This is a genomic window from Streptomyces sp. NPDC050549 (assembly GCF_040655035.1).
GTDB lineage: Bacteria > Actinomycetota > Actinomycetes > Streptomycetales > Streptomycetaceae > Streptomyces.
This window is the reverse complement of record NZ_JBFAJD010000009.1, coordinates 219818-235037: the sequence shown is the minus strand read 5'-3', so window position 1 is coordinate 235037 and position 15220 is coordinate 219818. Positions and strand designations below refer to the sequence as shown.

The following is a 15220-nucleotide window of genomic DNA, read 5'->3' as shown; positions in this document are numbered from 1 at the left end:
GTGTGCGACACAGGATCGTCGACCATACTGCCCGCTGTGGAGCAGCGCATAGGTTCGAGCAGCCAGCCCCTGAAGGGCGAGCCCGTGACGGGCGCCGGATTCGACCCGGCCTTCATTCCCGGGCTCACCGCACCCGCCGTGTCCTCCGACGAACCGGAGGACAAGAAGGCGGAGGACGTGGAGACCGAGGCGGAGGAGCCGGAGACCGAGAAGTCCTCGGTCGGGGAGGCGGAGGCCGAGGAGGCCGTCGCCGAGGCCGATGACTCCGACGCGGACGACTCCGAGGAGGAGACGGGTGACGCCGGCTCCGACGACGAGTCCGAAGGTCCCGTCTTCGAGGCATCCGACCGCCGGGCGGAGATCGTCGCGGACGAGAAGGGCGTACGACTGCGCCTGGACGACCAGAGCTGCGAGTTCCGCTGGGACGAGATCGGCGCCGTCGAGACCGAAACCCCGCGCTTCGGCAAGCGGTTCACCATCACGGTGCACACTCCCGACCGCCGCTGGTACCCGATCGAGATCGAGGCGGCGGCCAGGAGCCGGTTCACCGAGTGGGAGACGCAGCTCGACGCGGTTCTCGACGCCTACTTCGAGGACGGCGACGAGGACGCGGACGACGAGTCCGCCGAGGTGGACGAAGCGGCGCTCGCCGAGGCGGAGGCCGAGGTCCGCAAGGACTAGCCGGACTGCCGGCTAGCCGCAGTACTGGGCCTCTTTGCCGATGGACCGGTACATGCAGTCCGCGTTCTCCAGCAGTTGGAACACCGCGTCCCGGTTCCGGGAGGTCTCCCGCTCGATGACCTCGTCGGGCGGGTAGAACCCGCCCGCGGAACTGGACGTCGGGTACATCTCGAAGGTGTAGTCGAAGATCTTCTGGGTGCCCCAGAGGTAGTCGTCGATCGAACCGTCCGTGATGTACAGGTCGCTGGACTGCTCGGCCGTGTACCCGTTGCTCGCGGCCATCTTCTGGCCGACCGCCTTGAACGCGGCGGCGTCGTCCGCGGTCATCCCGGTGGCGGTGTCGGAGTACGTGTAGCCGAAGGGCCACAGCACCAGTTCGCTGTATGTGTGGAAGTCGATGCCCGCGGTGATCTGCTGCTTCCCGCCGACGACCCGGCCGCGCACGAAGTCCGCGACCACCTTCACCTCGGGCGCCGACTCGGCGGACGCGCCCCGGTAGGTCTCGGAGGAGGTGGAGCCCGAAGAGCCGCCGCAGCAGCCCCACTTGTAGTTCCAGTTCCGGTTGAGGTCCGTACCGACGTAACTGGAACCGGAGTTGGGCTGCCGGTTCTTGCGCCAGGACCGGTAGGCGCCGGTCGCGATGTCGTACTCGCCGCCGTCCGGGTTGAGATCGGGCACGATCCAGATCTCGCGGCTGTTGACGATGTTCGTGACGCGGGAGTCGGTGCCGTAGCCCGCGCCCAGCTCGCGCAGCAGGTACAACGCCATCTCCACCGTGAGGTGTTCGCGCGCGTGCTGGTGGAAGGTGAGGAGGACCTCGGGCTCGTTCTCGTCGGTGGCCACGTTGTCGCTGACCTTGATGGCGACGATGTCCCGGCCCTGGTACGACTTGCCGATCACCTTCTTGCTCATGATGCCGGGGTAGGCGGCGAGCCGCTGGTCGATCTCCGCGTTCGCCTCGGCGTAGTTGTGGTACTTCGAGTCGGCCGAGGGGAAGTCGAGGAGCCGTGCTCCGTCCGCCGCCGAGGAGCGGTCGGGTGCCGAACCCAACAGCGAGACGTCGTAGCCCTGTTGGCGCAGCTGTTTGATCTGGGCGGCGCGGCCGGAGACGACCACGGTCTCCTCGTCGGACTCGTCCACGGTGACGCCGGCCGCCGCGATGGCCGTACGCGTGACCGGGGTGTTGTGGTCGACGTGGATCTCGTACTGGCGGATGTCGTCCGCGGCAGGAGAGGCCTGGTGCGCGCTGTCGGCTGTGGCCTTCGCCGCCGTGGCCGTCTCCGCGACGGGGGCGGCGAGGGCGAGGGCCATCAGGGCGGCGAGCGCGGCGGTGCGTCTGCCGCTCCGGGCGCCCGAGCCGCGTATGCGAAGTCGCATGAAATCTCCTTGCTGGAGTTGGGGGGTGTTTCAGTGCGACGTGCGTGAGGTACGGCGTGCGGGTGGGGAGTTTCCATGGGTCTTCCTGTGTGGCGCCTATGTTGATGTGTTGGCATGGTCAGGTCAAGAGCATCCAAAGTCGGTGGCCGGATTACCGCCACTTCGGGCTCAGGGCGATCTCCCGGAGCTGTTTCATCGTCAGGGCCGGGGCCGTCCGGGTCGAAGGGGTGTCCTGGGCACCGGAGTTGAAGGCGCTGATCACCACGCGCATGCCGTCGGTACGGATGGTGTCGACGGTCCACATCACGACACCCGCGCCGCCCTTCTCGCCGGGCCCCTGGTGCGTGGCGACCTTCGTGCCGTCGGAGAGGACCTCGGCGTCCGAGCCGAAGAGGTCGCCCTCGACGTCCGACATGTTCGCCTGGACGTTGACCTGGACCAGGCTCCTGCCCTTGCCGTCGTCGACGACGAGATACCCGAACCCGGTGTCGTCACCGCTGCTGTCGGAGACCGTGAGCCCCTTCGGCAGCAGGCTCTTGAGGGTTGGGGCGACGGGAGCACCGAAAGCGGTGTCGCCCGGTGCCGGGGTCGCCGTCGGCGTCTGCTCGGGAATCGCGTCGATGGCCTGCCGCCATACCTTCGAAGCCACGAGTTTCGTCAACCGGGCGGGAGACAGCGGCGGTTGGCTCCTGGTGATCGGTGAGTCCTTCTCGGCGGCGGCGTTCCACTCGCTCACGCTCACGTGCTGCCCCTGCGGAGTGACGAGTTCGGCCCTCCACAACTTGGTGTCCACCCGGCGGTCGGGATACTCGTACCCCTGAAGGACCATGACCACCGATCCGTCCGCCAGCCGGCTCGTGCGGCACGCGTCGTAGTGCGTGAAGACCTTCGCCGGGCACTTGGTGGCCTGCCGCGCCTCGTCGCTCCCCGGCTTCAACCGGCCCAGGTTGAGCTCGACGGCCGACTTGCCGTTCCCGTCGTCGTAGACGGCATGGACGTACGGCGCCGGTCCCTCGTCCGTGCCGCGGGCCTCGACCTTGGAGTACGCGCCGTTGCCCACCAGGCGTGTGAGCATGCTGATCAGGGTCTGGCGGGGGACAGGAGCGGGGGCGGAGGAGGCGCGAGTGGAGGCGGCCGGGGAACCCTGCGCGTCGGGGGAGCCGCTCGGCAGGAGCAGCGCCGTGCCGACGCCGACGAGCGCGATACCGGCGGCGCCACTCATCACGGCGGCGTTCCGGCGGCGTAGCAGCCGCCGTCGTCCCTTGAGAGCACCCGCGGTGACGAGCGCGGCCCGGTCGGTCTCGAAGGCGCCGCCCGCGTCCCGGAGGCCGGCCGCGAGCCGTGTCTCGAAGGGGTCGGCGCTGTCGCTGGAGTGTGCGTCGGGCATGGCGAACCACCGTTTCGCATAGGGGAGCTGGCGGGATGGATGTGCGGGGCGGTCAGGGACGGGCGTACTCGTCGAGGTTCTCGCCGAGGAGTTCCCGCAGCCGGCCCAGCGCGCGGACGCAGCGGGTGCGTACGGCGGCGGAGCTGACGTGCATGACGTCGGCGGTCTCCTCCACGGACCGGTCCTCCCAGTAGCGCAGGACGACCACGGCCCGGTCCTTGGCGGGCAGCCGGGACAGGGCCTGGAGCAGGGTCAGCCGCAGGGGGGTGTCACCGCCGGAGCCGCCGGGGTCGGCCCGGTCGGGCAGTACGTCGGTGGCGCGCTCGGTGCTGCTGCGGCGCCGCTGGTGGGCGAGGAACGTACGGGTGAGGACGGTCTGCGCGTACCCGGCGGGGTTGCCGATCCGGGACATCCGCCCCCAGCCGACGTACAGCTTGCCCAGGGTCTCCTGCACCAGGTCTTCGGCGAGATGCGTGTCCCCGGCGGTCAGCAGACAGGCGGACCGATAGAGATGCCCGGCGCGTGCGGCGGCGAACTCCGCGTACTCGTCGGCGCGTCCCTGTCGTCTCATACCGTTTCCCCCTGCCCCCGCGGGCTGTTGCCCGCACCGCCCTCACTCCATTGATGCGGCGGACCCACAGAAATGTTTCAGGCCGTACCGCACGGAACGCCGACACGGGACGACCGCGCCCCGAACACGCCCTCCCCGCGCCTCCGTCCGCCGGGGCGGTCGCGCCGGGGCCACCTTGTTCTCCGAGGTCTGTCGTGAGGACCATGTCCCTGACCGTGTAAGGCCGTTGCAGCGGGGGGATCTGCCGTGTTCGACAACCTGGGGGACCTGGGGAAGCTCAAGGACAAGGCCGAGGAGATCGCCGAGGAGCACGGGGACAGGATCTCCGACGGGCTGGAGAAGGCCGGTGATCTCATCGACGAGAAGACGGACGGCAAACACAGCGAGCAGATCGACACCGCGGTCGACAAGGCACAGGCACTGCTGGACAGGCTCGCCGAGAACGCGGGGAACGCCGACGGCAAGGACCGGCCGGCGGAGTAGGCGCAACGCGGAGGGGTGCGACCTGCAGCCCGGTCGCACCCCCGTTCAACACGATCCGCTACGGCAGCGCGTGCACGTGCGCCCCCACCGAGTTCGACCACGAACTGCCCGCCGAGGCGTCCCAGTTCGTCGACCAGGTCATCGCGCCCCGGAGGTCGGGGTAGGTCTTCGACGGCTTGAAGGTGCCGCAGTTGGTGCCGGCGGTCAGGCAGTCGAGGGCGTTGTTCACGATGGTGGGGGAGACGTAGCCGCTGCCGGCCGCGCTCGTCGAGGCCGGGAGGCCCAGGCCCACCTGGGACGGGGAGAGGCCGCCCTGAAGCTGGATGCAGGCGAGGGCCGTGAGGAAGTCGACCGTGCCCTGGCCGTAGACCTTGCCGTCGCAGCCCAGCATCGTGCCGCTGTTGTAGTACTGCATGTTGACGACCGTGAGGATGTCCTTGATGTTCAGGGCCGTCTGGAAGTACGCGTTCGACGTCGACTGCATGTCGATGGTCTGGGGCGCCATCGTGATGATGAGGGACGAGCCCGCCTTCGAGGACAGGGTCCTCAACGCCTGTGTCATGTAGGTCGCGTTGATCCCGTTCTCCAGGTCGATGTCGACGCCGTCGAAGCCGTACGTCTGCATCAGGGAGTAGACCGAGTTGGCGAAGTTCGTCGCCGATGCCGAGTCGCTCACCGAGATCGTGCCGTTCTGGCCGCCGATCGAGATGACGACCTTCTTGCCGGCCGTGTGCTTGGCGGCGATGTCCGCCTTGAACTGGTCGACCGTGTAGCCGCCGAGACCGGACGAGTCGAGCGCGAAGGAGACCGCGCCCGGGGTCGAGGTCGCGTCCGCGAAGGCCACCGCGATGATGTCGTACTGGGAGGAGACGGCCGAGAGCTTCTGTACGGTCGCGCCGTTGTTGAAGTTCTGCCAGTAGCCGGTCACCGCGTGCTTCGGCAGGGTGCCGCCGCCACCTCCGCCGGTCGCCGTCGTCGTGCCCGTCACCGCCGTCGACTTCCCTGACTCACCGGCCGAGTTGGTCGCGGTGACCTGGAAGGAGTACGAGGTCGAGGCCGCAAGTCCTGTGACCGTGGCGGACGTTCCCGTCACCGCCGTGATCTTCGTGCCGTTCTGGTAGACGTTGTAGCCCGTGGCTCCCGACACCGCGCTCCACGCGAGGGAGACCGAGGAGGACGTCGTGGAGGACACGGATACGCCCGTCGGGGTCGCGGGGACCGTCGGGGCCGGGTCGCTGCCACCGCCGCCGTCGGGGCCGTAGACCGAGATGTCGTCCGCGTAGTAGGCCGCCTGTCCGTACCAGCCGTGCGTGTACACGGAGACGGAGGTGGTCGAGGCGCCCGTCGTGAACGTCGTCGACAGCTGCTTCCAGGCCGTTGTGTCCGGGGTCCAGGTCGACACGTCCGTCGTGCCGGTGCCCGTGACGCCGAGGTAGGAGTAGCCGCCCTGTACCCAGGCGCTCAGCGTGTACGTCGAGTTGGGCTTGACCGCGACCGACTCGCTGCACTGGGCGTTGTCCTGCCCGGCGGGTGTGGCCTTCAGGGCCGCCGCGCCGCTGTGCACGGGGGACGGGACGGTCGTGCCGCTGCCCGCCGTGCAGGTCCAGTTGGTCAGGCCCGACTCGAAGCCGGCGTTCTTGGCGTTGTTGATGTCGGCGGCGGACGCCTGGCCGGTGCCCGCGAAGGAGAGAGCGAGGGCGGCCATGGCGGCCCCGGCCCACAGACGTCTGTTCCTGAGTGCGGGCATGCCTGGTGCGCGGTCCACTGATGCCTCCGGTGGGGGAGTTGGAGGGGACTGGGGGCTGTCGACGGTGGCCACCGCTGGAGTCCAGAGTTGGTCCAGACCAATTGTGCTGTCAAGAGGTCCAGACCAACTTCTCCGGCGGTGGATTCGGTACCCCGGCCACGATCGGCTGCTCGACCTGCCCCGTTTTGGCGTGTTGTGCGCAATGACAGTTGCGGGACAGCTACCGAAACGCTGTTCTCCGGTCACAGGGGCGTGGATACAGTGCTGAGGTAGTCACGCAGTGAAGTCAACTCGGCGTACCGGAGTAATACCGGAAAGCCGACAGGCGTGAGACGGGGAGCTGCGCGTGCCAACTGCCATTGCCGTGACCAGCGCCGACATGGCGCTGCCGCCACAGGACGAACGAACCGTGCCCGCCGTCGTGCTGCGGGACCTGGATCAACGGCCGCTGGACCAGGTGCTGTCGGAGATGCAGACCCTCATCGACCAGCACGGGCATGTCGTCGTCGTGTCCTCGCAGGCCGTCTCGGAGGGCGTCGACCGGCGGCTGCACACCATCCGGTCCATCCTGGAGACCGACCGGATCGCCCTGTTCCGTCCGAATCTCCCCCCACTCGGACTCGCCGTACTGGCCCGCCAGTTGAGGCAGCTCGCGTCCTGCGACCTCAGCCCCGGGGTGCTCGCCTCGGCGGGCCGGCTGCTCACCCACTACATCCACGCCGGCGCCGTCCTCGGCTCGGTCGCCAGGCTGGACCGGGTCCCCGTCGGCCTCAAGTCGCACGCCAAGTCCTGGGTGCCCGGCAGCCAGTTCGCGGTGATCGCCCACCCGGAGCCGCAGCTCGTCAGGGTCGGCCCCGGAGTCGCCCTCGCCGGGCCGGAGTTCGGCACCTGGATGCTGGTCGCCAAGGGCCAGCTGCAGTCCGACTGGATCGGCACCACCCTCGCCCCGGCCTGGAACGCGATGGGGCTCCGTGAGACCACCCTGCCCGCCGAGTCGGCGAGTTGGTGGGGCACGGGAAAACTGATCGAGTTCTGTACGTATCTGCCCGACCTGTCGGTGCTGTACCAACTGGTCACCTCGGTACGGCAGTCCGTGTGCCATTGGTGCGGTATCGACGTCATCGGCGACCGTTGTGTCTTCTGCTCGGCAACACCGCCCGTTCACGAGAACCAAACGCCCAGCGGATAAGTCATCCCTTCACAGGACACGCTTACAGCACCTGGTCCCGCTCGACCCGGCTCGATCCGCTCATTTCCGCTCGACCGATATCCCCAATGAGGTTGTACGGTTCATGAACTCCCGTCAGCGCCGCGGCGTGATACTCCTGCTCCTGTCGGTCCTCTGCGCCCTCGGCGCGTTCGCCGGCGTCCTCTCCGTCATCAGCGACGTGAAGTCCAAGGTCGGCCCCGAAGTCGCCGCCTACCAGGTCAAGGACAACGTGGCGCCCTACACGACGCTCACCGCCGCCCAGTTCAAGAAGATCGAGATGCCCAAGCGGTGGCTGTCGGACAACGCCGTGACCGATCTCCGGCAGATCCAGGGCAAGATCGCGGTGACCACCCTGCGCGGGGGCTCCCTGCTGCAGACCGACATGATCGTCGACCAGCCGGCCCTGCGGCCCGGGCAGCAGGAGGTCGCCATCATGATCGACGCGGCCACCGGCGTCGCAGGCAAGATCTACCCGGGTTCCACGGTCAACGTCTACGCCACCTTCGCGGGCGCGAAAGAGGGCGATCCCGACCAGTCGAAGATCATCGTGACCAACGCGAAGGTCATCGACGTCGGCCACATCACCGCCCTCGACCCGGGCAGCAACAGCGACAAGAACCAGCAGCAGTCCACCAACGCCGTCCCGATCACCTTCGCGCTCTCCACGCTGGACGCCCAGCGCGTCACCTACGCCGAGTCGTTCGCCGAGCGGGTGCGACTGGCACTGGTGGCGCCCGGCACCGATACGACCGTGCCCGAGCAGGACCGGACGTACGAACTCGCGAAGGACAAGTGAGAGGCCCGCATGCCCACCAGGATTCTTCCGGCGGTCGGTGACGCGGACGCCATCCGCGCCATCACGACCCTGCTCAGCCAGCTCCCGGACGCCGACCCGGTGGCCCCGGTGGCCGACTCGACGCAGCTCATCGACACCCTGGCCCGGCTCGCCGCCGAGTCCGTCGACGAGCTGCCCGAGGTCGTGGTGGTGCATGAACGCATCGGTCCCGTCCCGGCGTTGGAGCTGGTCCGCGAAGTCGCCCTGCGCTTCCCGGCGGTGGGCGTCATCCTCGTCACCACGGACGCCAGCCCCGGCCTCTTCCAGGCCGCCATGGACGCAGGCGCCCGCGGCCTCATCGCCCTGCCGCTGAGCTACGAGGAGCTGGCCACCCGGGTCCAGGCAGTCGCCGCCTGGTCCGTGGGCGTACGGCGCCATCTGGGCCACGGCGGCGACGTGTTCACCGGAGTCGGCGGCACCGTCGTCACGGTCAGCGGCGCCAAGGGTGGCGTCGGCGCGACCCTCGCCGCGATCCAACTCGCCCTCGCCGCCCAGACGTCGGGCCGTACCACCACGCTCGTCGACATGGACCTCCAGACGGGCGACATCGCCTCCTACCTGGACGTCCAGTTCCGCCGTTCCGTCGTCGACCTCGCCGCGATCACCGACATCTCCCCGCGCGTCCTGGCGGACGCCGTGTTCCGGCACGACACCGGGGTGGCGCTGCTGCTCGCCCCCGGCGAGGGCGAACGCGGCGAGGAGGTCACCGACCGGGCCGCCCGCCAGATCGTCAGCGCGCTGCGCTCCCGCTACGAGGTCGTCGTCATCGACTGCGGCGCCCAGATGAGCGGCGCGAGCGCGGCGGCCGTCGAAATGGCCGACACGGCCCTGCTGTTCACCACCCCGGACGTGGTCGCCGTACGCGCCGCGAAGCGCACCGTCCGCATGTGGGACCGGCTGCAGATCCGCAAGGCCGAGGAGACGACCATCGTCGTCAACCGGCACACCCGCGGTACGGAGATCCAGCCCGCCCTCATCCAGCGCATCACCGGCACGGCGGTCGCAGCCACCGCGATCCCCGCCAACTTCCGGGAACTCCAGGGCGCGGTGGACGCCGGCCGCCTCCACGAACTCGACAACAAGAGCGTGGTCAAACAGGCCCTCTGGGCTCTCGCGGGCGAACTCGGACTCGTCAAGGTACCCGAAGGCGCCCAGAAGGGCGGCCGGTCGCGGGGCGGCGGCGATCGCGGCTCGGTGAGCTTCCGGCGTCGTAGGGAGTGAGGGGGATGCGTATGTCCGTCCTGAGGAGAGACCGGGGCCAGGTCACCATCGAGTTCCTCGGCATGACTCCGCTGATCATTCTGACGCTGGTGCTGATGTGGCAGTTCGTGCTGGTGGGGTACACCTACACGCTCGCGGGGAATGCTGCCGACGAGGCGGTACGGGCGGGGACGGCGGCCACCCGGGGCGAGCGCCAGGCCGCCTGCGAACAGGCGGGCCTCAGCAAGCTGTCCGCCGCGTGGAGGGGGGACGCCGAGGTGACCTGCCAGGGCACGGGCTACGTCACGGCCGACGTCAGGCTCAAGGTGCCCGTCCTCTTCCCCGGCTCGATCGCCTTCCCCTTCACGGTCCACGCCCACGCGGGCGCCGTAGAGGAGGCGACGAACTGAGATGTCCCACGGACGAACCGCGATGTCCTACGACCGTGCAGCGCGCGACCGCGGTCAAGTCGCCATCGAGTACCTCGGGTTCATCCCGATCCTGATCCTCGTCACCCTGGCCGCCGTACAGCTGGGGCTGATCGCCTACACCGCGGAGCAGGCGGGGACGGCGGCCCGGGCGGGCGCGCGCAGCGCCTCGCTCCGGCAGGGCGCACAGCCGGCCTGCAGCGACGCGGTCAGCTCCGGGCTCACGGTCGTCGGCTGTCCGGCCACGTTCGGCGGCGACACGGTCACCGTCACCGCCTCCATCCACATCCCGTCCGTCATCCCCGGCTACGACGGCTTCGGAAACGCCAGCAAGACCGCCACCATGCCGCTCGACCACTGACACCGAACAACAGGGCTCGACCGAACAAGGAGCGAGGAGCACAGCACTCATGGGTCTGCGGGAACGCGTCAACCATCCCGAGGAGAACGGCCATCGGGGCGAGGAAGGCCACATGGTCGCCTCGTACCGCGCCAAACTCCTGGAGGAGATCGACCTCGCGGAGATGAGCGCGCTGGCCGCCGCCGAGCGACGGGCCCGCCTGGAGCGGGTGCTCGGGCACATCATCAGCCGTGAGGGCCCGGTCCTGTCGACGGTCGAGCGCGCGCAGCTGATCCGCCGGGTCGTCGACGAGGCACTCGGCCTGGGCATTCTCGAACCGCTCCTCGAAGACGCGTCGATCACCGAGATCATGGTGAACGGCCCGGACGCGATCTTCGTCGAACGCGGCGGCCGGGTCGAGCAGTTGCCGCTGCGCTTCCCCTCCCACGACCAGCTGATGCAGACGATCGAGCGGATCGTGTCGACGGTCAACCGCCGGGTGGACGAGTCGAATCCGATGGTCGACGCGCGACTGCCGTCCGGCGAGCGCGTCAACGTGATCATCCCGCCCCTGTCGTTGACGGGCGCCACCCTCACCATCCGCCGCTTCCCGCGCTCCTTCACCCTCCAGGAGATGGTCGGCTTCGGCTCGCTCGACGAGCACATGCTGTACCTGCTCGCGGGGTTGGTGCACGCCAAGTTCAACATCATCGTGTCGGGCGCCACCGGCACCGGGAAGACCACCCTCCTCAACGCCCTCTCGGGTCTGATCCCGGAGACCGAACGCATCATCACCATCGAGGACTCCGCCGAACTCCAGCTCCAGCAGTCGCACGTGATCCGGCTGGAGGCCCGCCCCCCGAACGTCGAGGGCAAGGGCCAGGTCACCATCCGCGACCTCGTCCGCAACTCCCTCCGCATGCGCCCCGACCGCATCGTCGTAGGAGAGGTCCGAGGCGGCGAGTCCCTCGACATGCTCCAGGCGATGTCCACGGGCCACGACGGCTCCCTCGCGACGGTCCACGCCAACAGCGCGGAGGACGCGCTGATGCGCCTCAAGACTCTGGCGTCCATGTCCGAGGTCGAGATCCCCTTCGAGGCGCTGCACGACCAGATCAACAGCGCCATCGACGTCATCATCCAGCTCACCCGCTTCGCCGACGGCGCCCGCCGCATCACCGAGATCGCCCTCCTCGACAGCCACGGCAGCGAGCCGTACCGCCTGGCCACGGTCGCCCGCTTCAGCCCGCAGCCCATAGCGGCCGACGGCCGGATCTACGGCGTCTTCGAGTACTTCCCGCTCTCGCGCCGCACCGCCGACCGCCTCTACATGGCGAGCCAGCCCCTGCCGCAGGCCTTCGGCGTCGCCCAGAGCACGGAACACCTAGCCCTCAGAGAAGCCAGCAGGTAGGGACCGACCCCATGGATCTCCAGACGATCGTCACGCTCACCACCGGCATCACCCTGCTGACCTGCGTCCTGGGTGTCGCCGGCGTGCACGCCTACGTTACGGGCAGGGCACAGCGCGCGGCCCTGGTCGACCGGCTGTCGTCGACCGGACAGATCCCGCTCGGCCGCGCCCGCCGTTTCCGCGGCCTGGACCGCAGACTGCGCCGCACCCGTCTCGGCCGCAAGCTCGAACTGCGGCTGGCGGCAACCGGGTTGGACATGACGCCGGGCGAGTTCTTCGTCTACATGCTGGCCACGGTGGCCGCCCTCTGGCTGATCGGCCAGGCCTCCCTGGCGCCCTTCTTCGGGCCGATCGCGGGGCTGCTCGGCATCGGGGTGGCGATCCAGTTCCTCAACTGGCAGCGCCAGAAACGCATCGAGAAGTTCATCAACCAACTCCCCGAACTGGCCCGCATCATGGCCAACGCGACCCACGCGGGACTCGCCCTGCGCACCTCGATCAGCATGGCGGCGGAGGAACTGGAGGCACCGGCCGGGGAGGAACTCGCCAAGGTGGCCAACCAGTTGGCCGTCGGCGCCTCGATGGACGACGCGCTGGGCGAGCTGGCGGACCGCCTCCCGTCCCGTGAACTCGTCGTCCTCGTCACGACGTTGGTGCTCTCCAACCGGGCCGGCGGTCAGGTGGTCAGCGCCCTGCGCAACCTCACCGAGACCCTGGAGGAACGCAAGGAGACCCGCCGCGAGGTACGCACCCAGCTCTCCCAGGTCAACATGACCTCGTACGCCGTTCCGGTGATGGGCGTGGGCGCCCTCTTCCTCATGAACGGCGTGAAACCCGGTGCCCTGGAACGGATGACGGGCTCCCCGATCGGCCAGGCCTGCGTGATCATCGCGTTCGGGCTGTACGCGGTCGGCTTCGTCCTCATCCGCCGCCTGTCCCGCATCGACGTCTGAGAGGGGGGACCTGATGACGGCAATAGTCCTCGGACTGGTCATGGGCCTCAGCGTGTGGGGGATCTTCGCCGGCATCCGCATGTACCGCGCGGACGCGAAGCTCCCGACCGACCTGGTCCTGGCACTGGAGGTCGGCTCGACCCGCACCGGCGCGGTCGACTCCCTCATCGACCGCATGGGCATGCGCTACGCCCCGACGGTGCTGCGCCTGATGGGCCCCAAGCAGGTCGCCAAGTACCGCCGCAAGATCGACCTCGCGGGCAACCCCGGCGGCCTGACCCTCGACCGCTACGCGGCGCGGCGGGCGGTGTACGGCTTCCTCGGGGGCGTCGGCGGCCTGGTGTTCCTGGCGAAAGGGAACTACCTCCTTGCCCTGATCCTCTTCGCCTTCGGCGCGTTCTGGACGGAGGTCGGCATCTGGTCGGCGATCCGCATCCGCAAGGACGTGATCGAACGGACCCTGCCCGACTTCCTCGACGTACTGGCGGTGGTGGTGAGCGCGGGCCTCGGCTTCCGTCAGGCCCTGGACCGGGTCGCCTCGAAGTACGAGGGCCCCTGGGCGGACGAACTCCGCATCACCCTCCGCCAGATGGACCTCGGCATGAGCCGTCGTGCCGCGTTCGCGGAACTGCGGCGGCGCAACGACAGCGAGCAGGTCGCCATGTTCGTCACGGCGTTGCAGCAGGGCGAGGAGCTGGGCGCGCCGATCGTCGACACGCTGGTCGCCCTGGCGAAGGACATGCGCCGCACGGACGCGCAGAACGCGCGGAGGAAGGCGGCTCGTGCGGTCCCCAAGGCCACGATGATGATCACCACGTTCATGGTCCCGGCCACGATGCTGCTCCTCGGCGCGGGCCTGCTGCTCGGCTCCGGCACGGACTTCAGCACGATCACGGGCAAGTAGGGGACGGGGGCGACGGGCGGATGGCGACGACGGAGGAACGGAACCGTACGAGACTGCTGCGACGGCGCCCCAAACCGGCGGAGATCACGACACCGCCGGCGGGAACCGTCCTGCCCGACCACGTGCGGTCCGGGGCAACGGACATACCGGTTACGACGGTGACGCCTGCGTTGCCGCCGGGGTGGACACCGGTGGGGCCGGGGGGACCGGGGGGACCGGGGGGACCGGGGGCGAGGCTGCCCGCGGTACCGACGCAGCGGCCGGCGGTGTCGGGGATGCCGAAGGCGGGGCAGCCGGCCGGCGGCGGCGGTCTGATGCCTGACGGCGGCGGACGGATGCCTGAGGACGTACGGCTGGCCGCCGACGGCGAGGGCGCCCCACAGGGGCCGCCCGCACCCGACGACGAAAGTGCCACGGACCGTGCGGGTGGGAAAACGATCCCGGCCGAAGGCCGGGGCGTGGCTCTCCCCATCCAGATCAGCGCCCTACAAGCCATGTGCCGGCAGGTGTTCGGCTTCCGCCTCGCGATGATCGCCCTCGCCGCCCCCTCCGCCCTCCTCAACGCCAACCCCGGCGTGGCCACCCGCCTCGTGGGCGCAGCCGTCGTCGTCACCTTCATGGCCTCCTACGTCCTCTTCAGGGACTGGGAACGCTTCGGCCCCCTCCTCCTCCGCCACCCCTCCCTCCTGGCCCTGGACACCCTCTTCGCCGCCCTGCTCCTCATCTCCGCCGGCCCCACCAGCACCCTCGCCTACGTCAGCGTCTGCACCCCCCTGCTCGCCGGCATCGTCTACGGCTGGCGCGGCGCCGGCTGCTTCGCCGGTCTCCAGGCCGTGATCCTGCTCCTGGCGCAGACCGCCGCGGCCGACGCCCACCGGGGCGTCGCGGAAGCCTCCCTCCTCCCCGGCCTGTGCGTGATCGCCGGCGCGGTGGGAGTGACCCTGCGCAACCTGATGCTCCGCTTCGGCGAAGCGACGACGGCGTTGACGACGGTCCAGGCGAGGCTGGCCGTAACAGAGGCGGTGGGCGCCGAACGGGCCCGCCTGGCCCGCGAGTTGCACGACTCGGTGGCGAAGACCCTGCACGGCGTGGCACTCGCGGCGGACGGCCTGGTGGGCTCGGCGGGCGCGGACCGCATGGACCCGGCCCTGGTGAAACAGCAGGCGGAACTGGTGGCCCGCTCGGCACGCCGGGCCGCCGCGGAGTCCCGCGAACTCCTGGCGGACCTGCGCCGCGAGTCCGACCCGGGCGAGGGCACGGACGTACTCGTCGAACTGGCCGCCCGCACCAGGGACTTCAGCACCAGAACCGGCCTGCCCACGACCTACCGCCCCACCGGCGAACACGGCGTGCCACCGGTCCCGCCCGCCGTGGCCCGCCAGCTCCTCACCATCGCGACGGAAGCGATGGAGAACGCCCACCGCCACGCGACCCCCACCAAGGTCGACGTACAGGCCGGAGTCCACGACAACCTCCTCCGCATCAGCGTCTACGACGACGGCCGCGGCCTCCCTCCCGGCACGACCCTCGAACAGCTGCGCAGGGCGGGCCACTTCGGCCTGGTCGGCATGGTCGAGCGGGCCGCGTCGGTGGGCGCCCGCATCCGCATCGGCCGGGGCGGTCACCCCCAGGGCACGGAGGTCCGCCTGGAACTCCCGCTGGAAGCCCTGACGGCGAAGACGTAGCGGGACTC

At 69.7% G+C, this 15220-nt stretch carries 15 protein-coding genes; 11 read left to right on the top strand and 4 right to left on the bottom strand.

Annotated elements, in window-relative coordinates:
- Positions 1–36: 36 nt before the first annotated feature.
- Positions 37–681 (top strand): hypothetical protein, encoded by a 645-nt coding sequence (locus AB0I51_RS16425; RefSeq protein WP_362975536.1) that lies wholly within the window; start codon positions 37–39, stop codon positions 679–681.
- A gap of 12 nt (positions 682–693) precedes the next feature.
- Here AB0I51_RS16425 and AB0I51_RS16420 read toward each other — a convergent pair whose 3' ends face one another.
- The 3 genes from AB0I51_RS16420 to AB0I51_RS16410 form a co-directional block, all read right to left on the bottom strand.
- Positions 694–2058, bottom strand: a complete 1365-nt coding sequence (locus AB0I51_RS16420) for a M14 family metallopeptidase (RefSeq protein ID WP_362975534.1) — start codon at positions 2056–2058, stop codon at positions 694–696.
- A gap of 151 nt (positions 2059–2209) precedes the next feature.
- On the bottom strand, positions 2210–3445 hold the full coding sequence (locus AB0I51_RS16415; protein WP_362975532.1) for a hypothetical protein: 1236 nt from the start codon (positions 3443–3445) through the stop codon (positions 2210–2212).
- Positions 3446–3497: 52 nt separating this feature from the next.
- Complete coding sequence (locus tag AB0I51_RS16410; RefSeq protein WP_362975530.1) at positions 3498–4016, bottom strand: SigE family RNA polymerase sigma factor; 519 nt, start codon at positions 4014–4016, stop codon at positions 3498–3500.
- Between the two features lie 246 nt (positions 4017–4262).
- On the opposite strand from AB0I51_RS16410, the gene AB0I51_RS16405 reads away from it, so the two are divergent.
- On the top strand, positions 4263–4499 hold the full coding sequence (locus AB0I51_RS16405) for an antitoxin (RefSeq protein WP_362975528.1): 237 nt from the start codon (positions 4263–4265) through the stop codon (positions 4497–4499).
- Positions 4500–4557: 58 nt separating this feature from the next.
- On the opposite strand, the gene AB0I51_RS16400 is transcribed toward AB0I51_RS16405, so the two are convergent.
- Positions 4558–6246, bottom strand: coding sequence for a glycoside hydrolase family 18 protein (locus AB0I51_RS16400; RefSeq protein WP_362975526.1), 1689 nt, complete (start codon positions 6244–6246; stop codon positions 4558–4560).
- 379 nt (positions 6247–6625) lie between these two features.
- Here AB0I51_RS16400 and AB0I51_RS16395 point away from each other — a divergent pair, with 379 nt between their 5' ends.
- From AB0I51_RS16395 to AB0I51_RS16355, 9 genes are all read left to right on the top strand, one after another.
- Positions 6626–7435 carry a hypothetical protein gene (locus AB0I51_RS16395; protein WP_362975629.1) on the top strand — a complete coding sequence of 270 codons (810 nt, stop codon included), beginning with the start codon at positions 6626–6628 and terminating at the stop codon, positions 7433–7435.
- Positions 7436–7538: 103 nt separating this feature from the next.
- Entirely contained in the window at positions 7539–8252 is a 714-nt protein-coding gene (gene cpaB / locus AB0I51_RS16390) for a Flp pilus assembly protein CpaB (RefSeq protein WP_362975524.1), read from the top strand.
- 9 nt (positions 8253–8261) lie between these two features.
- Positions 8262–9512 carry an AAA family ATPase gene (locus AB0I51_RS16385; RefSeq protein ID WP_362975522.1) on the top strand — a complete coding sequence of 417 codons (1251 nt, stop codon included), beginning with the start codon at positions 8262–8264 and terminating at the stop codon, positions 9510–9512.
- 5 nt (positions 9513–9517) lie between these two features.
- Positions 9518–9901, top strand: a complete 384-nt coding sequence (locus AB0I51_RS16380; RefSeq protein ID WP_362975520.1) for a TadE family protein — start codon at positions 9518–9520, stop codon at positions 9899–9901.
- Between the two features lies 1 nt (position 9902).
- Positions 9903–10280 (top strand): TadE/TadG family type IV pilus assembly protein, encoded by a 378-nt coding sequence (locus AB0I51_RS16375; RefSeq protein ID WP_362975518.1) that lies wholly within the window; start codon positions 9903–9905, stop codon positions 10278–10280.
- A 49-nt stretch (positions 10281–10329) separates the two neighbouring features.
- Positions 10330–11670: a CpaF family protein gene (locus tag AB0I51_RS16370; protein ID WP_362975516.1), complete on the top strand. Its 1341-nt coding sequence runs from the start codon at positions 10330–10332 to the stop codon at positions 11668–11670.
- An 11-nt stretch (positions 11671–11681) separates the two neighbouring features.
- Positions 11682–12623: a type II secretion system F family protein gene (locus tag AB0I51_RS16365; RefSeq protein ID WP_362975514.1), complete on the top strand. Its 942-nt coding sequence runs from the start codon at positions 11682–11684 to the stop codon at positions 12621–12623.
- Between the two features lie 13 nt (positions 12624–12636).
- The gene (locus AB0I51_RS16360) at positions 12637–13527 is read left to right on the top strand and encodes a DUF5936 domain-containing protein (protein WP_362975512.1); all 891 of its coding nucleotides are present in this window, start codon (positions 12637–12639) and stop codon (positions 13525–13527) included.
- A 20-nt stretch (positions 13528–13547) separates the two neighbouring features.
- Entirely contained in the window at positions 13548–15212 is a 1665-nt protein-coding gene (locus tag AB0I51_RS16355; RefSeq protein ID WP_362975510.1) for a histidine kinase, read from the top strand.
- Positions 15213–15220 lie beyond the last annotated feature (8 nt).